The sequence below is a fragment of the Methylomonas sp. BW4-1 genome, assembly GCF_052474385.1.
On sequence record NZ_CP184125.1, the window covers coordinates 1,485,118 to 1,505,339 of the forward strand.

Consider the following 20,222-nt stretch of genomic DNA (forward strand, 5'->3'; position numbering starts at 1 on the left):
ACTGTATTTGGTTCTTGCCAAGTGGCGCGAAGGGTGCGTGAAGCACCCTCCCTCAGCTCAGGCAGACTCGCTTTCCAGCATGTCTTTCACAATCGACAGGCTTTCCAAGCTCGCCAGATTTTTATCGATAGACGGCAGGCCGGCCAACGCTAAACGGTTGAATCTATCTTGTTCGATGATCCAGGCCGTGGAGCCTATCGAGTAAATGCTTTGCACGTCGCGCAGCATCAGCGTGGTTTTGTAGTCGTTCAGGCGTTTTTCCGCCATCAACGCGGCTAACTGACCATCATCGTATTGGCTGTAAGCTTCGCGGATATTTTTAATCAGCGCATCTTGCAGCTTGCGCGGACGTTCCATCACGAGCTTGTAGGCATGTTGATCAACTAAGGCTTCAGTAGCCGGTTGGCCGGCTTTAGTTAACTGATCGCGGGCAATTTGCTGGGCTTTATCGATCACCGCATAGCTGTTGATCAATTTCAAAGTCAGTTCGGTGTCGGTTTCGCCGTAACCCGGAATGGCTCCATCGAACAACGGTGTATTGTGTTTGTAAGCCTGTTTGATTTGCTCGATTTGTTTTTGCGCAAATGCCACCGACAACTCTTCGATCATCGCTTTGCGATCCAGCGCTTTGCTTAGGTATTCCGCGGTTTGCGTGCGATTTAGCCAGAGCGGCAAGGCAAATTTGAAGTGCCGACGCTCGTTGGCCCAATTAGCCAGGATAGCCTTGGCTTTTTCCGAGTCGGTATGTTCAACATGTTGTTCCAGCATGTACAAAATAAATTGCTCATGGCTGCTTGCTAGGTCGTTGTCATCGGTCAAACTGTGTATGGATACCGAGGTATCGTCATACAGATCATTTAAACGATTGTCTGGATCGTATTGGTAGGCGTTGCCGCCCGACATGCCGGTGCAGAAGCCTTTACCAAAGCCGCCCAGATTCAATACCGCGCCGTTAATCATGTATTCGCAGGCAAAATCACCGACGCCTTCGACAACCGCCATCGCGCCGGAGTTACGCACGGCAAACCGGTCGCCGGCTTCGCCATTGATAAAGGTTTTGCCGCCGGAAGCGCCGAACAGCGCGAAGTTACCGATCAACACGTTCTCGCCGGGTAACTGGGAGCCGCCACCGGGTGATTTAATCACGATGGTGCCGCCGCAAGCGGTTTTTCCGACACCGTCGTTGCAAGTGCCGGTGTGTTCCATGCGCATGCCGTCGTTGTTGAACGCGGCATAACTTTGGCCCGCCGAGCCATGGGTGCGAACGATAATTGTATCGTCGGCTAAATAGCGGCGACCATGTTGGTTGGTATAGATGATGTTCGATTTAGCGACTTGCTCAGGGCTGAGTTCATAAGCCAACAAGCGTTCCAGATCGACTGCGGTTTGACCGCCGACGGTTTTGTTACGGTTGTTCAGTTTGAATTCGTCGCCTTCGACAAGCACTTGCTTTTGACCTTTTTCGAACAAGGCCGATTTAACGCGGGCAAAGATCAAATCGTCGATGGCGAAATCTTTTTCCAGATAAATCGGTTTCTCAATTTTGACAACCGGTACTTCCGCCAGTAGTTTTTGCAAATGGATTTGGCCGACCATGCTCGGATGGTCGATCAGATGCAGCAATTCGGTTTTACCGCGAATTTCCTGCAAACTGGTGTAGCCTAAGTCAGCCAGGATTTCGCGCACTTCGTGGGCCAGGTTCATAAAGAACTGTGCCAACACGCGCGGGTCGCCTTTGAATTCCTCGTGGGCAGTGGTCAAACCGGCGGGGCAGCGGATGTTACAGTTTTTCGCCATCACGCAGCGCAACATCATCAAGGCGGTGGTGCCGAATTCAAAGGAATCGCCACCTAAAATAGCGGATTTGACGACGTCGGCACCGTTCTGGTGGGCCGCGCTGCAACGTATAATCACTTTATCGCGCAAACCGTTGGCCGCCAGTGCTTGATGCACTTCGGCTATGCCAATTTCCGGTGAGCGGCCGGTATTTTTCAAGCTGGTCACCGCCGCCGCGCCGGTACCGCCGGTGTTGCCGGCCACGTTAATTACATCGGCACCGGCCTTGGCGACACCGACCGCGATAGTGCCGATACCTTCCGAAGATACCAGCTTGACCACCACGCGAACGCGCGCGGCTTTGGCATCGTGGATCAATTGGCCCAGGTCTTCGATGGAATAAGTGTCGTGATGCGGTGGTGGGCTGACCAGTTCTACTTTGGGTGTGCCGCCACGTAATGCAGCGATTTCCACTGATACTTTCGGTGCAGGCAGTTGGCCGCCTTCGCCGGGCTTGGCGCCTTGGCCGATTTTGATTTCAATTTCTTCCAGATTCGGATCGGCCAGATAGCCGGCCCAGACGCCGAAGCGGCCGGACGCGAACTGTTTGATTTTACTGGAGCGAATCGTGCCAAAGCGGTTGGAGTGCTCGCCGCCTTCACCGGAGTTACTCATGCCACCGGCGATGTTGGTGCCTTGTGCCACAGCTTCGTGAGCTTCGGCCAGCAGCGCGCCGTGACTCATCGCGCCGGACGCGAAAGTCGGGGTGATTTGATGGGCTGGTTGCACCTGATCCAGTGCTATCCGCGAGCGGGCAGGGCGCACGTTGCTCAAATAGTGGTAAATCAGGCTGTCGCTGTCGTTCGCCCGCAGACTGATACTGTCGTTTTCCAGGTTTAAACCAAAATCGTTGCCGGCAAAACGAGCTTTCAAATGTTCTGCTAGTTGTTCCAGGCGCGCTTTGCTTGAGTTCTCGGTAAACCGAATGCTGAACACCACGCCGTTATTTTTCTCGACTTGTAAGCCGCGGATCAGGTAGTTATTGTTACCGTGTAAATCCTGGCTGCCCAGCAGGCGATCAAAATCGGCTTTGCTGTTAGCGGCGCTGACATCGGCTGGGAACTCCATCACATCGCGTAAAGCAGCAGGACGGTTCGCGCGCTCCTGAGCCAGATTGTGGGTAAAGCTGCGATAAGCCGGGGTAATGCCAAAAGCGTCGATTTGCTCGGGTGTGCGTTTTTCGTAGCCGAAATCCAAATAGGCGGTATCACTGGCTTCCGGCGCTTGTTGTGGCGCTATATACATGATCGCTTCATCGGTCATGTTGATATATTCACGCACCGCCGTATTGCCAAACGTGTGGCCGGCGCCTTCATTCCGCTCTTTGAATAATCCAAGGAATGGAATGTCGCTTTCGCTGGTTACGGTTAGCGCCTTATGGTGCCATTCCGTTGCGCTGGCGGCTATGTCGCTGTAGCGAACACCGCCCACCGAGGCATTGATGTTGGGGAAATACGGTTTTAGTTTAGGTTCGTCGGTGTCCAGATAATTGGATTCAAAAAACTCGCCACCAATATAGCTTTCCGCTGTACACAAGCCGAATTTTCCCATGGTTTTCATCAGCGATTTTTCGACGCCTTTTTGAAAACTGTACAGGGCCTTTTGTTGCGCGGTCACATCGGCATATTCGGTAATTACCCGGTTATGCACGCTGAGCGGGCAGATCGCGGAGGCACCGAAGCCCAGAATGGTGGCGACGTCGTGTGGGCTGGCTGCCTGGCCGGTTTCCATGATCAACGAACTGTTAAAGCGCAGACCATGTTTGACCAGATGCTGGTTGGCCGCGGCAATGGCGAGCAGCGCCGGGAGAGCCGCCTGGGCTTTGCTGATGTTGGCATCGCTTAAAATGATAATGCCGGTATTGTCGCGCGCAGCTTGTTCGACTTGTATGCATACCGCTTGCAAGGCTTGTTCTAAAGCCAGTTCGTTTTGCGCGGCGTTTTCAAAGTTTGGAGTGTATAGCGCCTCAATAGTCGCGGTTTTTACCTGGCTTTGTCTGCGAATCTGCTCCAGTTGGGTGCGTTGCAGAATCGGCGATTCGATCATCAGCTGTTTGCTGCTTTGCGGCGCAAAAGTGGGTTTGGCGCCCAGTGCCACGCGCAAAGTCATGCCGTCGCTTTCCCGCAAGGAGTCCAGCGGCGGATTGGTCACTTGCGCAAAGCGTTGGCTGAAATAACGCGACATACCGCCTTCAGATGCGCTCAAAGCATTCGGCGTCAGGCCGTAACCCATCGCGGAGACTTTTTCCAAGCCGGTTTGCAGGATAGGGTCCAACAAAAATTTAAAGCTTTCCTGGTTCAGCGAATAAGCAGTGTGACGTTGGTCGATATTCAGTTCATGCTCGTTACTGAGTTCCGAAAGCTCTACTTTGGGCAATTCGCTGATATGAACGCAGCTTTGTTTCAGCAGCGCTTTGTAGTCTCTTTCCTTAGCCAAACGTTCCATCACTTGATGGCTGTTGTAAGATTCGCCGGTGCTATGGTCGAAATACAGCATGCCGCCTGCTTCGATGCGGCCGCGTTTGAGCACTTTTTCCGGTGGAAAATCGATCTGGCCCGCTTCGGACATCACCGCCAGATACTCTGCGGTTTCGACCGAGCGCAATGGTCTTAAGCCCAGGCGGTCCAGGCGCGCACCGACGCGAATGCCGTCATTGAAGATTAACGCGGCCGGGCCGTCGTTTTTCTCTTCGTACAGGCTGAAATATTCCAGCATCGCGCGTACATCTTCCGATAGGGTGCTATCGTTTTCCCAAGCCGGTGGCATCATCGCCAAAATAGCGGTGACAATGTCCAGTTGATCTTCGTTGATGCGGCGGGTCAGGGTTTGATCCAGGCGGCCGGAATCGGATTGGCCGCAAGGAAACACCACATGTTTGTTGTTTTGCCGAGCAATGGCGTTTTCGCTGAGGCGGTTTTTCTTGTCGGTGTTCAGCTCGCCGTTGTGTGCCATATACCGAAAAGGCTGCGCCATCATCGTCGCCGGTGCGGTATTAGTGGAAAAACGGGTATGGAAAAACAGCGTACTGATTTCGTGGTCCGCGTCGTACAAATCGACAAAGTAGGGGATGACTTCGAATGAGTTCAGGCGGCCTTTGTAAACTTGGGTGCGGGAACTCATGGATAACGGGTAAAAGCCATTCAGTTCCGGGCGAGTAAAGCCATGGGCTTCAATAGTTAGCAGCGCAGACTGAATATGTCGTTCAAAAGCCTCGTGACTGGCATCTTTCAGGGATTTTGGGCGACCGAAAATGACCTGCTTGATCGGTAATTGCGCGCGCAACGCCGCCGCATTTAACACCGAGCTGTCAACAGGCACTTCCCGCCATTTGATAATGGGTAGATCGAATTCCAGAAATTGTTCTTCGACCAGCTTTTGTGCTTCAGAATCGTAATGGGCGTGATCTTCCGGGAAGAAAAAGTTGGCTACGCCGAATTGCCCCAGTTCCAGGTCCGCATTCCCTGTGGCCTTACGGAAAAACTTCAGAGACAAATCGATATTAACGCCGGCGCCGTCGCCTATGCCTTCCGCGCTCATGCCGCCGCGATGAGGAATAGTACACAAGGCTTCGTGTGACTTGACTAGGAGCTCGTGAGTCTGTTTGCTGTCTTTGCGAGTGATAAATCCAACACCGCAGCTGTCCTGGGAAAGATCAGCGTCGTAAAGCATGTGTATTGCGTTAATTTTCTGGGCGTTTTTAATCATTGCTATCCAGATCCTCTCATACTGAATAAATGCGCTAGCCGGTATTTTCCTTACCGGTAGTGCTGTTTATGGTTTTTCTGCCTGCTGCGTGTTAGAGTCGTCCCATGCGGCGAGAATCCCTGATTAACTTCGGAATTTCAGTTGGCGAAACTTTGTAATTCTACCATGTGGCGCGGCCTCTGTCATTCCGTAAAGCCAATGGCGGCGTCGTTCTCTCGTCCGGTCTCTAGTTTTAAAACTTTGTGAAGAAATATGAAAGAACAATTTGATGTGGTGATCGTCGGCGGAGGGATGGTGGGTGCCGCCGTGGCTTGTTGTCTGGGTGGTAGCGAGTTAAAAGTCGCTGTGATAGAAGCGCAGGTTCCAGAAGCTTTTTCCAGCGAACAGCCACATGATTTAAGGGTTTCGGCACTCAGTATCGCCTCGAAAAATATTCTGGAAGCCGTCGGCGCTTGGGAAGGCGTGACGTCACGCCGTTATTGCCCGTTCAAGCGCATGCGGGTTTGGGAAACAGCCGGTGATACGACTTTTAATAGCGATGACATTCGCTATCCCGAGCTGGGCTATATCGTCGAAAATCGCATCACCCAGCTGGCGTTACTGGATAGGTTGCCCCATTTCGACAATATCGAATTGCTGATGCCGCAAACCATCAGCAAGATCAATTACGATGGTCACGAATCGGAGTTGATATTAGCGGACGGTCGTATACTCCAGGCAAAATTGCTGGTGGCGGCGGACGGTGGACAGTCCCGAGTCAGGCAGGCGGTAGGTTTGGGTGTGACCAGTTGGGACTACAATCAACACGCTTTGGTCATTTATATAGAGACCGCCTATCCGCAGCAAGACATCACCTGGCAGCGCTTTGTGTCCAGTGGTCCGCAAGCCTTTTTGCCGTTGACAGGTAATTATGGCTCCATCGTATGGTATCAGTCCCCCGATGAAGTTCGGCGTTTACAAGCCTTGTCTTATGAGCAATTGCGGGATGAACTGGTTGCGGCTTTCCCTGATTGCCTGGGTGAGGTCAAGCAGGTGTTAGGTGTGGCGAGTTTCCCGCTGAAGCGGCAGCATGCGCAACGCTATGTGAAACACGGTGTGGCTTTGGTGGGCGATGCGGCGCACATGATTAACCCATTGGCCGGGCAGGGTGTTAATATCGGCTTGCTGGACGCTGCGGCGTTGGCGGAGATTCTGGTAGATGCCCGAAAACGCGGTAAAGACATTGCTGATCTGGCAGTGTTAGAACGTTACGAAGCGATGCGCCGCAACGAAAATCTGAAAATGATGACCCTGATGGATGTGTTTTATAAATCGTTTAGTAACGATATTTTGCCTATCAAGCTGTTAAGAAATCTTGGACTGGGTTTGGCGCAACGCATCACCCCAGCGCGCAATAAAGCTATGAAGGCGGCGATGGGGCTGGAAGGTCGTCTGCCGAAATTGGCGCGCGGTGAGCGCCTGTTGGCAAGATAGCGTCTCTAACCTTTAAGGCTCAAATATCTCAACATCGTGGTGCGTATCTGGGCCTTCTTATCTTCATCGCTGATCGGTAGCGACTGCTGGTCGCTGATGTAGAACATGTCTTCCGCGCGACTGCCTATCGTCGTGATTTTTGCGTCGTGCAGTTGAATATCCAGCTCCGTAAACGCCTTACCTATGGTCGATAGCAAGCCGGCGCGGTCCGTCGTCACTAATTCGATGACGGTGTGTTTATGCGACGGATCTTCCAGAAAGGTGATGCTGGTTTCTATCGGAAAGTGTCGGGCCTGGCGGGACTGCTTGTGGATATTCTTTGACGCTTTCACTTTTTTGGCGATTAAGCCTTGGCGTAGCGAGGTGCAGATATGTACTTCGCGATACAAGTCGTTAATGGCTTCGCCGGATTGTTCCAAAACCTGAAAACTGTTCAGTACGTATTGATCGGCAGTCGTGATGATTCTGGCATCCAGAATTGTCAGGCCCAAATGGTCCAGAGTCGCGGTCGAAATCGAAAAAATCTGCGCTTCGTTGCGGGTGTAAACGAAAATCTCCGCACTGCCGCGCTGGGTTTGCGGGCGCAGTAATACCAACGGCAGTTCGCTTTCCTGACAGGCCGCGATGGCGATGGTGTGCCAGGCGATTTCGTCCGCAGAATAGCGCAGAAAATAGTCGTCGCTGAGATGCTGCCACGACTGCGTGATATTGGTTTTGGATATACCCAGTTTCAAAAGCTCGTCGCCCGCTTCTTTTTTGTTTTCCTGTACCCGTTCCGAGCGGGCCACCGGATTTTGCAGGCCGCGGTGCAAGGCTTGGTGGGTGGAAATATACAAGTCTTTAAGCAATACGTCTTTCCAGGCATTCCATAAGCTAGGGTTAGTGGCGCGAATGTCCGCCACAGTCAGTAAATATAAATAATTTAGCCGCTCTATACTGCCGACTTCCTGGGCGAAGGTGTGGATCACGTCCGGATCGCTAATATCCTTGCGTTGTGCGGTCATTGACATCAACAGGTGCTGACGAACCAGCCAAGTGATCAACTTGGTATCGTGGCTTGATAATTCGTGTTGCTGGCAAAAGTTGTTGGCAATGGTTTCGCCGAGCGTGGAATGATCGCCGCCTCTGCCTTTGGCTATGTCGTGAAACATGGCGGCGATGTACAAAATGTCAGGCTTTGAAATCAGTAAAAAAATATTATTGCAAAACGGTAATTCCTTGTTGTGTTTGGCCAGCGAGAAGCGTCGCAAATTACGGATAACAAACAGAGTGTGCTCGTCCACGGTATAGATGTGGAATAGGTCGTATTGCATGCGCGCCACGATATTGGCGAAATCCGGCAAATAGGCGGCAAGTACACCGTAGCGGTTCATGCGCTTGAGTTGGCTGGTAATGCCGCGCGGCTGCCTGAGAATATCCATGAATAGGCGGTTGGCCTGTTTGTTGGTGCGGAATTCGGCATTGATCAGGTGTAGGTTTTTGCGAATCAAGCGGATGGTGCTGGCGCGAATGCCCTTCAAAGAGGGCGATTGTTGCAAAATTAAAAAAATTTCCAGCAAAGCCAGCGGTTGTTTTTGAAATACGTCTTTGTGGCTGACTTCCAGATAGCCGTCAATCGATGAAAAATTGGCGGTGATAGGGATGGGAGTTAGGCTTTCCTTGTTGCTGATCAGTCTCTCGTTCAGCAGTTGCAAGAGCATTTCATTCAGGCGTTCAATGTCCACGACAGTTTTGAAGTAAAACTGCATGAATTGCTCGACGTCGGGTTGTTCGTTTTTATCAATGTAACCGAACTGGCTGGCTAGCTCGCGTTGGTAATCGAACACCAGTCGGTCTTCGCAGCGGTTGGTCAGATTGTGCAGTGCAAAGCGCAGGCGCCAGAGGATGTCGCGAGCGGTAATAAGATTATCGTATTCGGATTTCGGTAAAAAACCGTACTTGATCAACTCGCGGAGAGAGGATGCGTTGTAATGGCGCTTGAATACCCAGCTTATGACCTGTAAGTCGCGAAGTCCACCAGGGCCTTCCTTGATGTTGGGCTCCAGGTTATAAGCGGTGTCGTGGTACTTGCTGTAGCGCTTTTGCTGTTCAGCCATTTTGGCTGGAAAAAATTGTTCCGATGGCCAGAGTGTTTCAGAATTTATCTGGTGTTTTAGATCGCTAAATAGTTCGGAGTTGCCGGTAATCAGGCGCATCTCGAGCAGGTTGGTAAAGACGGTTTGGTCGTCCGCGGCAACCGCCAGGCACTCTGCTACAGAGCGTGTACTGAGTCCTGGTTTTAAGCCAATGTCCCAAAGAAAATTACAAAAACTGGATACCGGCTGTTGATAGTCTATCGGGTTGGCGGCGTCGAGCAGCACCAAGATATCGATATCCGAGTAGGGAAACAATTCGCTTCTGCCATATCCGCCGGTCGCAATCAGACTATGGCGGTTGGCGGCTGCGTCGAGGAAATGTAGCCAGCAGGCGGTCAATAGATTGTCGATGAACCGAGCTTTCTCGGTCAGCAAGCCGACGGTCGCCTGGTCTGGGTTAAAGCGCATTTTTAACTGCGCATTTTCTTCGTTAATCGCATTTTTGAATTTGGCGACCGGATTTTCGCCTGCAAAGCAGTCGAGAAAATCGTTTTCGGTGAACAGCGCTTGGCTCACAGTTCTTCCTGTCTCAGCGTCAAAATCTCGTAGCCGGTGTCGGTCACCAAAATCGTGTGCTCCCATTGTGCTGACAAGCTGCGGTCCTTGGTCACTGCCGTCCAGCCGTCGGCAAGGATCTTCATATGGCGTTTGCCTTGATTGAGCATGGGCTCTATCGTAAAAATCATGCCTGGCTCGATTATCTCGCCTTCACCGCGTTTGCCGAAATGCATCACGTGTGGATCTTCGTGAAATTTTTTGCCTATGCCGTGACCGCAGAACTCTCTGACGATAGAGTAGCGATTACTCTCCGCATGTTTTTGAATCGCATGGCCTATGTCGCCCAGGCGGGCGCCGGGTTTGACTTCTGCTATACCCAAAAACAGGCATTCACGGGTGATGTCTACCAAGCGCTTGGCGTGTGGGCTGACTTCGCCGATGCAAAACATCTTGCTGGTGTCGCCGTGGTAACCGTCTTTAATCACCGTGATATCGATGTTGACGATGTCGCCGTTCTTTAGCTTTTTCTCGCTGGGAATACCGTGGCAAATCTGTTGATTAATGGATGTGCAAATCGACTTAGGGAAGCCGCGATAATTTAAGGGCGCGGGAATGGCTTGTTGCACATCGACGATGTAGTCGTGGCAGATTTGGTCAAGCTCTTCGGTGGATATGCCGGCAACGACGTAGGGGGCGATCATTTCAAGTACTTCGGCGGCCAGTTTTCCGGCAACGCGCATCTTGTCGATTTCTTCAGCGGTTTTTATGGTAATGGTCATCGGCAGGTGGCTAATTATTAGGACAAAAGCGGGTGCGGGCCTGGTTTTGCTATTCAATCAAGATGCTCTCGCAGGCAGGCGCCGACAGGAGTCTATCAGACTTGAAGTTGTTGTGAAATTCTAATCATGGTATAAAGGTAAGTTCACTATGTAACCAATACTCACACTTGTCGACACGGTCGGTGGGGTGCTGAAAGTCTATTGCAGATTTTCGGTCACTGATCGGGGCGAGTGGAGGCGTAACCCAACGCCGAATTTTCGGCAATATTAGGAGAAGTAAATGGCAGCAGTGTCAATGCGTCAAATGCTGGAAGCGGGTGTTCACTTTGGACATCAAACCCGTTACTGGAACCCAAAAATGGCTTCATATTTGTTTGGAGCGCGTAATAAAATTCATATCATCGACTTGGAACAAACACTTCCATTGTTTAACGATGCGATGAACTATCTTGGTCAAATGACCGCCAACAAAGGCACCATCCTGTTTGTCGGTACCAAAAAAGCGGCGCGTAAAGTCGTGGCGGAAGAAGCAAAACGTTGTGGCATGCCTTACGTCAACCATCGTTGGTTGGGCGGCATGTTGACCAACTTCAAAACCATCAAAAAGTCCATCAACCGTTTGAAAGAACTGGAAGCGATGAAAGCCGATGGCACCTTGTACCAACGTTTCAGCAAAAAAGAAGCTTTGGGCATGGAACGCGAATTGGAAAAGCTTGAGCGTAGCTTGGGCGGTATCAAAGATATGCGCGGCACTCCTGACGCTATCTTCGTGTTGGACGTAGGTTACGAGAAAAATGCCATTATGGAAGCCAAAAAATTGGGCATCCCAGTGGTCGGCGTGGTTGACTCCAATAACTCGCCCGAAAAAATTGATTACGTTATCCCAGGTAATGACGATTCTATCCGCGCAGTGACTTTGTATTGCCAAAGTGCTTCGGCCTCCGTGCTGGAAGCAAAAGCCTTGCGTATGGATGCTTCAGCCAAAGCCGACGATTTTGTCGAAGAAGTCGTAACGGAAGCGTAAGTTTTAAACGCGCTCGGCCAAGGTGGTCGAGCGCCGCTGAATCTGGTATTCAGAACAGACTGTCTTTTAAACGCCTCCTTTGTGAGGCGTTTTTTTAGTTAATAAAATTTGAGGAAAAAACGATGAGTATTAGTGCGGCGATGGTCAAGGAATTGCGTGAGCGTACCGGCTCAGGCATGATGGAGTGTAAGAAAGCCCTGGTTGAAGCCAATGGCGATATGGAACTGGCCATTGAAAACATGCGTAAAGCCGGTTTGGCAAAAGCCGATAAAAAATCCGGCCGTATCGCGGCGGAAGGCATCATAGGTGTTAAAGTTTCCGACGACGCTAAAACCGTTGTTATGGTAGACGTTAACTGCGAAACCGATTTCGTCGCCAAAGGCGATGATTTTATTGGTTTTGCTAATGATGTCGTCAATAGTTTGTTGACCAGCAATGTCAACAGCGACGAAGAATTGCAAGCAATGGTACTGAGCACCGGCGTCAGCGTTGACGATACCCGTCGTGCGTTGATTGCTAAAATCGGCGAAAACATTACTGTGCGCCGTTTCGTTAAATTCACCACCACTGAAGGTGGTCAGGCGGCTTACCTGCACGGCAGTAAAATTGGCGTTATCGTTGAGTTAAGCAAAAACGATCCCGCTTTGGGTAAGGACGTGGCGATGCATGTTGCCGCTGCTAAACCTGAATATGTATCGGATGATCAAGTATCAGCCGATGTCATCGCCAAGGAAAAAGAAATTTTTGCCGCGCAAGCACTGGAAAGTGGCAAGCCTGCCGAGATCGTTGAAAAAATGATTGGTGGTCGTATCAATAAATTCCTGGCGGAAGTGACTTTGTTGGGTCAGCCTTTCATCAAGGACGACAGCGTTACCGTTGGTAAATTGCTGGCATCCAAAGGCAACGCTGTCGTGCGTTTTGCTCGCTTCGAAGTGGGCGAAGGCATTGAGAAAAAAGAAGAAGATTTTGCCGCCGAAGTAATGGCACAAGTTAGAGGCTAAACGCCTCAGAATAAACCCGGTTCGCCGGGTTTATTTATATCAGTTCGTTGCTTTTAACCCATGTTTACGGTGGATATTTGATTATGAGTCAATTGATTTGTCAGAGAATTTTACTTAAATTGAGCGGCGAAGCACTGGCGAGCGAACGCGGTGGCAGTATCGATCCGGATATAGTGCAACGCTTGGCTCAAGAAGTGAAAGACTTGTGCGATGCAGGTATCCAGGTCGGCTTGGTGATTGGCGGCGGCAATATTTTGCGCGGCGGCGAGAAAGCATCGGAAGGCCTGAATCGGGTTACCGGCGACCAAATGGGTATGTTGGCTACTGTGATTAATGCCTTGGCCATGCAGGACGCGCTGGAGTATCTCGGGCAGCCCGTTCGAGTAATGACTGCTCTGAAAATCAATCAGGTGTGCGAAGATTACATCCGTCGCCGGGCTGTCAGACATTTGGAAAAAGGTAGAGTGGCTATTTTCGCTGCCGGCACCGGTAATCCGTTTTTTACTACCGATACCGCCGCCAGTTTGCGTGCTATTGAAATTGACGCCGAGTTGATGATTAAGGCGACCAAAGTCAAAGGCGTTTATTCCGCGGACCCGAATAAAGTGGCTGATGCCGTATTTTATCCCCGCTTGACCTATGACGAAGCCATCGATCAGCGCTTGAATGTCATGGACACCACGGCCTTGGTTTTGTGTCGGGATAACAACCTGCCCATGCGGGTAATGAATGTATTTGAGCCGGGAGCGATTATGCGCTTAATGCGCGGTGAAGATATAGGCTCCCTAATCGAGAGGAACTAACAGAATGATCAGCGATATTCAACAAGATGCCGCCAGCCGTATGGTAAAAAGCATCGAGTCCCTACAAAAAGCATTTACCAAAATTAGAACCGGGCGCGCGCATCCCAGCTTGCTGGACCAAATCAGCGTCACGTATTACGGTAACGAATCGCCCTTGTCGCAGGTAGCCAACGTCTCTGTCGAGGACGCGCGCACCTTGAAAGTCGTGCCTTGGGAAAAGAGCATGATCCAGGCTATCGAGAAAGCCATCATGTCGTCCGGCTTGGGCTTAAATCCCGCCACGCAAGGTACCGTCATCAGACTGCCGTTGCCGGCGCTGACCGAAGAGCGGCGTCGCGATTTGGTTAAAATCGTCAAAAACGAAGCTGAACAGGGCCGCGTAGCGATACGTAATATTCGCCGCGATGCCAATGCCGCGATCAAAGATGCTTTGAAAGAAAAATTAATTTCTGAGGACGATGCCCGTCAAGCCGAAGAAAAGATCCAGAAGCTCACCGATCAATACATCAAGGAAGTAGAGAAGCATCTTGAAGAAAAAGAAGCCGATTTGCTTTCCATGTAATCGAGAGGCGTGATGACAGTTGCTGACAACGATAAACCGGCGATAAATAACGGCAACCCACGGCATATTGCCATCATCATGGATGGCAATGGACGCTGGGCGCAAAAGCGCTTGATGCCCAGAATTATGGGGCATTACGCTGGTGTGAAGGCGGTCAGGAAGATCGTCGAGTATTGTGCCAAAGAGAACATTGAAGTGCTGTCATTGTTCGCTTTCAGCAGCGAAAACTGGCGCAGGCCGCAAGATGAAGTGAGTTTGTTGATGGAGCTGTTCATGAACACGCTGCAATCCGAGGTCGATAAACTCGACAAAAACAACATCAGACTGAAAATCATCGGCGATAAAAGCGCGTTTCCGGAAAAACTGCGGGAAAAAATCGCCGCGGCCGAAGGGCAGACCGCACAAAATGACGGATTAACCTTGCTGATAGCCGCCAATTACGGCGGACGTTGGGACATCACCCAAGCTTTGCGGCAAATCGTCGCCGGGGTGAAATCGGGTGATATCGACGAGCAAGCCATTTCCGAACAACTCGTCAATCAATATCTGGTGACCGCTGAGTTACCCGAGCCTGATTTGTTTATTCGTTCCGGCGGAGAGGAACGGATCAGTAATTTTCTTCTGTGGCAACTGGCCTATACCGAATTTTATTTTACCGATGCGCTTTGGCCGGATTTCGATCAGCAAGCATTGGAAAAAGCTATCGGCAGCTTCAAAGGCCGGCAAAGACGTTTTGGGCACACTGGCGAACAAGTCATCGATAACAGAGTTCTCTAGGGATTTTTTCTATAACCATAATAATTAAAAAACCACACACATGTTATTAAAACGCATCTTAACCGCGCTAGTACTGGCTACCGTGGTCATCACGGCAGTTATGCTGCTGCCAGCCCTTTATTTCTCCCTATTTATCGCTGTGGTTACACTGATCGCCGCCTTCGAATGGATGGCCTTGACTGACGTAAACACGCTTATCCGCAAAATACTTTTCCTCTTGTTTTTAATTGTGCCGATGTTGGGCGTTACTTATTGGACGGTATTGCTGGAGTTGCTTAGCGAGGCGATGGAATGGCCGGAAATCAAAGACTATTCGGATGCTTTAGAGTGGTTTGTTATCGCTCCGGTGCTGTTCTGGGTGCTAACGATGGTTTTGATCAGAAAAGCCGGTCCGCAGTTGTTGAATATCGAATTCAAGGCACGGCTCAAGACTTTCAGCGGTTGGTTGGTATTGCTCTCTGCCTGGATGTTTCTCAGCAAATTAAGAGCGTATTACGGTCCTGGCATGGTGATCTACTTTTTGCTGTTGATTTGGGCCGCGGATATTTCCGCCTTTTTTGCCGGTAAAACTTGGGGTAAAGATAAACTCGCGCCAGAAATAAGTCCGGGTAAAACCATTCAAGGCATGTATGGTGCTTTAATTTCCGCGGCTGTCTGCGGCATAGGTTTTACTATTTATGGTTGGATTACCGCTACTCAGCCGGAAGATGTTGACTCCGGAACGTTGCGTTTCCTCAATGGATTGGTGTGGACCGATATGTTGATATTGTCGGTTATGACCGTATTGATCTCAATTTACGGCGATTTGTTTTTCAGTCTGATAAAACGCAAAAAAGGTGTTAAAGATAGCGGTAACTTGTTACCCGGTCACGGTGGCATTTTGGACAGAGTGGATAGCATCATTGCTGCCGCGCCTTTTTTCTATGCAGGGATTTTATTGATTGGTAGGGTGTTTTACGCATGAAAGGTCTTTGCATACTCGGAGCGACCGGCTCGATTGGCGTCAGCACCTTAGATGTGGTTGCGCGTCACCCTGACCAATATAAAGTGGTAGCGTTAACCGCCAACGGTAATATTGACGCCTTGTACGAACAATGTTTGGCCCATCGTCCGGAATATGCGGTGGTCGCCAATCCGGATAACGCTCAAGCATTCAAGGACAAAATCGCCGGTTCGCCTATTGCCGATATTAAGGTGTTAGCCGGCGCGGACGCCTTGACGCAAGTAGCAACTTTGGACAATGTTGACGCAGTGATGGCCGCTATTGTTGGGGCGGCAGGTTTGCTGCCAACCTTGGCCGCAGCGAAAGCCGGTAAAACGGTATTGCTGGCTAACAAGGAAGCCTTGGTCATGTCCGGGCAAATTTTTATGCAAGCCGTCACCGAAAGCGGCGCGACGCTACTGCCCATCGATAGCGAGCACAACGCAATATTTCAGTGCATGCCGGCTGGCTATACGACTGGGCATACTGCCAAACAGGCCAGACGTATTTTGTTGACCGCATCCGGCGGTCCGTTTCGGCAAACGCCGATTGCCGATTTGGATACTGTGACCCCCGAACAAGCGGTCGCGCATCCGAAATGGGATATGGGCCGGAAAATTTCGGTGGATTCGGCGACGATGATGAACAAAGGTTTGGAGTTAATCGAAGCCTGCCTGTTGTTCAACATGGACCCCGATGCCATCCAAGTAGTGATTCATCCGCAAAGTATCATTCATTCCATGGTCGATTATGTCGATGGCTCTGTGTTAGCGCAAATGGGCAACCCAGACATGCGCACACCTATCGCGCACGCCATGGCTTGGCCGGAGCGCTTTGACTCCGGTGTGGTGCCGCTGAATATTTTCGAAGTCAAGCATATGGATTTCGAACAACCTGATTTGCAACGTTTCCCGTGTTTGCGGCTGGCCTACGAAGCTATCAAAGCTGGCGGCATCATGCCGACCGTTTTGAACGCTGCCAATGAGATTGCCGTGGAAGCCTTTTTGAACGAGCAGGTACGCTTTACCGATATTGCCCGCATCATAGAGCGAAGCATGGCCCAATTTACTGCCGATTGCGCCGATACGCTCGAACATGTCTTAGCAGCCGACCAGCAGGCCAGAGACGTTGCGAATAAAGTGATTGCCGAACTCAAACACTAGTTAGATGGATACTTTGCACACCTTGTTTTATTTCATCGTCGCCATCGCGATACTGGTGGCGTTTCATGAGTACGGCCATTTTTGGGCGGCACGCAAGGTTGGCATCAAAGTTATCCGTTTTTCCATCGGTTTCGGCAAGCCGTTAATCAGCTGGCAAAAAAGCCCTGCCGATACTCAATTCGTCGTCGCTGCCATCCCGTTGGGCGGCTATGTGAAAATGGTCGACGAACGCGAAGAAGCCGTTAAGGCGGAAGATTTACCTTACGCATTTAACCGACAGCCGCTATTAGCCCGAACCGCCGTCGTCGCAGCCGGACCGATTGCCAATTTACTGCTGGCCGTGGTTTTATTTTGGTTGGTGTTGGTCATCGGTGAAGCGGGCGTTAGACCGGTTATCGGTGGAGTGGAGGCCGGATCTCTGGCCGAGCAGGCCGGTTTTGCGGCAGGGGACGAAATAATCAGCGTTGATGAGACTGCCACGCCTACCTGGATAGAAGCTCTGGACACCTTGTTGACCTCGGCGATTGACGGTAAAACCGAAATCAGCGTAGTGACTAAAGCGATAGACGATAGTCAACAAGTACGCTTGATTCACTTGACCGAACAAGACGTACAAACCCCGGAAACGCTACATAAGCGGTTGGGTTTGAAACCTTGGGTGCCCACTATTAAACCGGTTATAGGTAAGGTGCTTGAGGATGGGGTTGCCAAACAAGCCGGTTTACAAAGCGGTGATTTAATTATCAGCGCAGACGGCACCGCCATTACCGACTGGCAACAATGGGTAGATTATGTGCAGGCCCGGCCGGATGTTGAAATTAAGTTATTGCTGGAGCGTAGCGGCGCGCCATTATCCTTAAGCATCACGCCGCGTAGCGAACAGCAGGGTGAGGGCAAGGCTGTCGGCAAAATCGGCGCCGGTGTGGATACGCCGAAAGACTTGCTGGACTCCATGATGGTGACCCATGCCTTGTCTCCCTGGGACGCGGTTCCGGTCGCCGGAAAGCGAGTTTGGTTTTACGCGGTGACCACATTAAAAATGATGGGAAAAATGGTGGTAGGTTCGGCTTCCGTCGAGAATTTGAGCGGTCCCATCAGTATCGCCCAATATGCCGGTCAATCGGCTGAAATGGGATTTACGGCGTTTCTGAAGTTTCTAGGCTTGGTTAGCGTCAGTCTCGGTGTGTTGAATTTGCTGCCTGTCCCGGTGTTGGATGGTGGTCATTTGCTGTTTTTCGCCGTTGAGGCCGTTAAAGGCAGCCCGATTCCGGAAAGAATACAACTGTATTTTCAACAGGCCGGCATGTTGCTGTTGATGCTGCTGATGGGTCTGGCGATGTTTCTGGATATAGGCAGATTATTTCAATAACGCTGAACAAAGCAGCCGCGTTGTGGTCAACCACATTCCTTTCTAATCTTCCCTGGTAATGACATGAAAAAAATCACACACACGCTGGCTCTGACGCTACTGGCTTTGACTAGTCCAGCATTATTTGCCGACGAAGCTGCGATAAAAAAAGCCTTGAGTAACTTTATGCCGGGCGGGCAGGTTGACTCGGTGAAACCATCGGAAGTCAAAGGTCTGTACGAAGTGTCTATGGGCGGCAATATCTTTTATTCATCCGAAGACGGTAAATATTTACTGCAAGGGCAATTATTTGACGCCGAAGCAAAGAAAAATATCACCGAATCTAAGCTGGCTGAGGTGCGTAAAGCCTCGCTGGATAAAGTCGGCGAACAAAAAATGATTATTTTCAAACCGGAAAACAGCAAACATGTCGTGTCTATCTTTACCGACATCGATTGCGGTTATTGCCGTAAGTTGCACTCTGAAATCGATCAATACATGGCGCAGGGCATTACGATACGCTACATGTTCTTCCCTAGAGCCGGCAAAGGGTCGGATTCCTATAAAAAAGCAGTGTCAGTCTGGTGTGCCGCCGACAAAAACAAAGCATTAACCACCGCGAAGAAGGGTGAACATCTGGACGCGAAAACCTGTGAAAATCCAGTGGATGAACATATGGCCTTGGGTGAAGCGTTCGGTATGAATGGCACACCGATGATAGTCACGCAAAAAGGTAATATCCTGCCCGGCTATGTGCCTGCCGCGCAGTTGGCAAAAGTGCTGGCCAGCGAATAAGCAAATACAAAAAACCGCCAGCTTTCGAGTTGGCGGTTTGATATGGGTTAGAAAGTTATCGGATCGTCACTTCTACCCGACGGTTTCGCGGTTCGGACGTTTCATCGCCGGTCTTGATCAACAAATTCTTTTCGCCGTGCGATGTCACGGCGACCTCTTTGACATCCATTTTGCCGGCATCGAATAACTTGCTGACCTGAACGGCGCGCTCATTAGCCAGCTTTTCGTTTTTGCCGGCATCGCCCACGGTGTCGGTGTGGCCTATCACTGAAATATCGGCGGCCGGATGTTTGCTGGCGGCTTCGATGATCTTCGGAATCAAGGCCGCAGAATCCGCGGTCAGCTTGGTGCCGCCGGTTTCAAAATACAATAAAAATGTTTCCGGTAATACCGGCTCGGACGCCAAGGCTCGGCCAAAGTCCTTATTGATCTTCTCTTGTTCTACTTTGAATACGGTTTTAGAGTTATCCAGAGCCGCACCAAAACCGGCTTGTTCAACTACGGTTTCGCTACCGGCACCGCTGAAAATCACTTTTCCGGTTGAGCCGTCGTGATCTTCCAGTAAGACCAAATAAGATTTGGCGCAACCGCTTAAAGCCAGCGCGACTGCGAATGTTAAGGTTTTGGGTATGGAAATTGTCGTCATGGCAAATACTCAGTTTAATCTTCAACTTTGACTAAAAAACGTGTGCCTCTTACCGCAATCACGCCGGTGGGGGTTTTTACCGTTACCGCTTCCGGTTTGAGTTTGGCGATGACGCCGGAAATATAGTGCAGGGTGCCTTTTAATAAGCTGGCGTTTAATTGCAATTTGTCCTGTTGTGGTTCGAATTGATATGCTTCTATTTTGAATTCGGTATTCGGGCCGATCGACAAAATGGTATTGTCTTTCAGCGTTACCCCGGCTGCGCCGTTTTGGTCGGTTTTGATAACGTTGCCCACATGAATCGGCGAACCAAGGCTGGCTTTGATCGGGCCGCTACTCTCGTCAATAGTCGTTTGATCGTTGATGGTTTTGATGTAGCCGATGACTGTTTCATCGGCCGATGCCGCATTCGGCATGCAAAGGGCTAACCCCAGGCTACAACAGGCGAAAAGACGTTTCATAATGGCCTCTACAAACGGTGTTTTGGGACATCAATAGCCGCGCGGGCGGTATCGAAATTCAGCGTGTAAGTATAGACAGCATTTAATTGTTGTCAGATTCAAGAGCTTATTTGTTTTAGGGCTATTCCTACGCCGCTTTTATAGTTCGTCTCACCGGCGAAGGCGGGAGCCTGGTGGCTATGTGGGATTCGATTCGTGGTCTGGCTTTCGGGCGCGCGCTCACTATCGGAAACT

Annotated in this window: 15 protein-coding genes; 10 read left to right on the plus strand and 5 right to left on the minus strand. The window is 50.6% G+C overall.

Annotated features, from left to right (window positions below):
• Positions 1–57: 57 nt before the first annotated feature.
• On the minus strand, positions 58–5,541 hold the full coding sequence (locus tag ACH5Y9_RS06895; RefSeq protein WP_445369053.1) for a glutamate synthase-related protein: 5,484 nt from the start codon (positions 5,539–5,541) through the stop codon (positions 58–60).
• 252 nt (positions 5,542–5,793) lie between these two features.
• On the opposite strand from ACH5Y9_RS06895, the gene ACH5Y9_RS06900 reads away from it, so the two are divergent.
• Positions 5,794–7,014, plus strand: coding sequence for an FAD-dependent monooxygenase (locus ACH5Y9_RS06900; RefSeq protein ID WP_445369054.1), 1,221 nt, complete (start codon positions 5,794–5,796; stop codon positions 7,012–7,014).
• Positions 7,015–7,019: 5 nt separating this feature from the next.
• On the opposite strand, the gene glnD is transcribed toward ACH5Y9_RS06900, so the two are convergent.
• Both glnD and map read right to left on the minus strand, forming a co-directional pair.
• Positions 7,020–9,665 (minus strand): [protein-PII] uridylyltransferase, encoded by a 2,646-nt coding sequence (gene glnD / locus ACH5Y9_RS06905; RefSeq protein WP_445369055.1) that lies wholly within the window; start codon positions 9,663–9,665, stop codon positions 7,020–7,022.
• Positions 9,662–10,426: a type I methionyl aminopeptidase gene (gene map / locus ACH5Y9_RS06910; RefSeq protein ID WP_033158773.1), complete on the minus strand. Its 765-nt coding sequence runs from the start codon at positions 10,424–10,426 to the stop codon at positions 9,662–9,664. Before map ends, glnD begins: the two co-directional genes overlap by 4 nt.
• 280 nt (positions 10,427–10,706) lie before the next feature.
• On the opposite strand from map, the gene rpsB reads away from it, so the two are divergent.
• The 9 genes from rpsB to ACH5Y9_RS06955 all read left to right on the plus strand — a co-directional run bounded on the left by rpsB (position 10,707) and on the right by ACH5Y9_RS06955 (position 18,881).
• The gene (gene rpsB, locus ACH5Y9_RS06915; protein ID WP_020481858.1) at positions 10,707–11,450 is read left to right on the plus strand and encodes a 30S ribosomal protein S2; all 744 of its coding nucleotides are present in this window, start codon (positions 10,707–10,709) and stop codon (positions 11,448–11,450) included.
• A gap of 122 nt (positions 11,451–11,572) precedes the next feature.
• Complete coding sequence (tsf, locus tag ACH5Y9_RS06920) at positions 11,573–12,451, plus strand: translation elongation factor Ts (RefSeq protein WP_205454211.1); 879 nt, start codon at positions 11,573–11,575, stop codon at positions 12,449–12,451.
• 83 nt (positions 12,452–12,534) lie between these two features.
• Complete coding sequence (gene pyrH, locus ACH5Y9_RS06925; protein ID WP_020481856.1) at positions 12,535–13,254, plus strand: UMP kinase; 720 nt, start codon at positions 12,535–12,537, stop codon at positions 13,252–13,254.
• A 4-nt stretch (positions 13,255–13,258) separates the two neighbouring features.
• Complete coding sequence (gene frr / locus ACH5Y9_RS06930) at positions 13,259–13,816, plus strand: ribosome recycling factor (RefSeq protein ID WP_020481855.1); 558 nt, start codon at positions 13,259–13,261, stop codon at positions 13,814–13,816.
• 12 nt (positions 13,817–13,828) lie between these two features.
• Positions 13,829–14,593: an isoprenyl transferase gene (locus ACH5Y9_RS06935; RefSeq protein ID WP_445369056.1), complete on the plus strand. Its 765-nt coding sequence runs from the start codon at positions 13,829–13,831 to the stop codon at positions 14,591–14,593.
• Positions 14,594–14,633: 40 nt separating this feature from the next.
• On the plus strand, positions 14,634–15,557 hold the full coding sequence (locus ACH5Y9_RS06940) for a phosphatidate cytidylyltransferase (RefSeq protein ID WP_033158770.1): 924 nt from the start codon (positions 14,634–14,636) through the stop codon (positions 15,555–15,557).
• Positions 15,554–16,738, plus strand: a complete 1,185-nt coding sequence (gene ispC / locus ACH5Y9_RS06945) for a 1-deoxy-D-xylulose-5-phosphate reductoisomerase (protein ID WP_445369057.1) — start codon at positions 15,554–15,556, stop codon at positions 16,736–16,738. The genes ACH5Y9_RS06940 and ispC overlap by 4 nt, the downstream gene beginning before the upstream one ends.
• A 4-nt stretch (positions 16,739–16,742) precedes the next feature.
• Positions 16,743–18,107 carry an RIP metalloprotease RseP gene (rseP, locus tag ACH5Y9_RS06950; protein ID WP_445369058.1) on the plus strand — a complete coding sequence of 455 codons (1,365 nt, stop codon included), beginning with the start codon at positions 16,743–16,745 and terminating at the stop codon, positions 18,105–18,107.
• 63 nt (positions 18,108–18,170) lie between these two features.
• Complete coding sequence (locus ACH5Y9_RS06955; protein WP_445369059.1) at positions 18,171–18,881, plus strand: DsbC family protein; 711 nt, start codon at positions 18,171–18,173, stop codon at positions 18,879–18,881.
• A 55-nt stretch (positions 18,882–18,936) separates the two neighbouring features.
• On the opposite strand, the gene ACH5Y9_RS06960 is transcribed toward ACH5Y9_RS06955, so the two are convergent.
• Together ACH5Y9_RS06960 and ACH5Y9_RS06965 are read right to left on the minus strand one after the other, a co-directional pair.
• On the minus strand, positions 18,937–19,527 hold the full coding sequence (locus tag ACH5Y9_RS06960) for an OmpA family protein (protein ID WP_051670395.1): 591 nt from the start codon (positions 19,525–19,527) through the stop codon (positions 18,937–18,939).
• A gap of 14 nt (positions 19,528–19,541) precedes the next feature.
• Positions 19,542–19,988, minus strand: a complete 447-nt coding sequence (locus ACH5Y9_RS06965; protein ID WP_225892855.1) for a FecR family protein — start codon at positions 19,986–19,988, stop codon at positions 19,542–19,544.
• Positions 19,989–20,222 lie beyond the last annotated feature (234 nt).

What these genes read in the sequence shown, in the direction of transcription:
- ACH5Y9_RS06895 (WP_445369053.1), bottom strand. Translation starts at nt 5,541, where the DNA reads ATGATTAAAAACGCCCAGAAAATTAACGCAATACACATGCTTTACGAC.
- ACH5Y9_RS06900 (WP_445369054.1), top strand. Translation starts at nt 5,794, where the DNA reads ATGAAAGAACAATTTGATGTGGTGATCGTCGGCGGAGGGATGGTGGGT.
- map (WP_033158773.1), bottom strand. Translation starts at nt 10,426, where the DNA reads ATGACCATTACCATAAAAACCGCTGAAGAAATCGACAAGATGCGCGTT.
- rpsB (WP_020481858.1), top strand. Translation starts at nt 10,707, where the DNA reads ATGGCAGCAGTGTCAATGCGTCAAATGCTGGAAGCGGGTGTTCACTTT.
- tsf (WP_205454211.1), top strand. Translation starts at nt 11,573, where the DNA reads ATGAGTATTAGTGCGGCGATGGTCAAGGAATTGCGTGAGCGTACCGGC.
- pyrH (WP_020481856.1), top strand. Translation starts at nt 12,535, where the DNA reads ATGAGTCAATTGATTTGTCAGAGAATTTTACTTAAATTGAGCGGCGAA.
- frr (WP_020481855.1), top strand. Translation starts at nt 13,259, where the DNA reads ATGATCAGCGATATTCAACAAGATGCCGCCAGCCGTATGGTAAAAAGC.
- ACH5Y9_RS06935 (WP_445369056.1), top strand. Translation starts at nt 13,829, where the DNA reads ATGACAGTTGCTGACAACGATAAACCGGCGATAAATAACGGCAACCCA.
- ACH5Y9_RS06940 (WP_033158770.1), top strand. Translation starts at nt 14,634, where the DNA reads ATGTTATTAAAACGCATCTTAACCGCGCTAGTACTGGCTACCGTGGTC.
- ispC (WP_445369057.1), top strand. Translation starts at nt 15,554, where the DNA reads ATGAAAGGTCTTTGCATACTCGGAGCGACCGGCTCGATTGGCGTCAGC.
- rseP (WP_445369058.1), top strand. Translation starts at nt 16,743, where the DNA reads ATGGATACTTTGCACACCTTGTTTTATTTCATCGTCGCCATCGCGATA.
- ACH5Y9_RS06955 (WP_445369059.1), top strand. Translation starts at nt 18,171, where the DNA reads ATGAAAAAAATCACACACACGCTGGCTCTGACGCTACTGGCTTTGACT.
- ACH5Y9_RS06960 (WP_051670395.1), bottom strand. Translation starts at nt 19,527, where the DNA reads ATGACGACAATTTCCATACCCAAAACCTTAACATTCGCAGTCGCGCTG.
- ACH5Y9_RS06965 (WP_225892855.1), bottom strand. Translation starts at nt 19,988, where the DNA reads ATGAAACGTCTTTTCGCCTGTTGTAGCCTGGGGTTAGCCCTTTGCATG.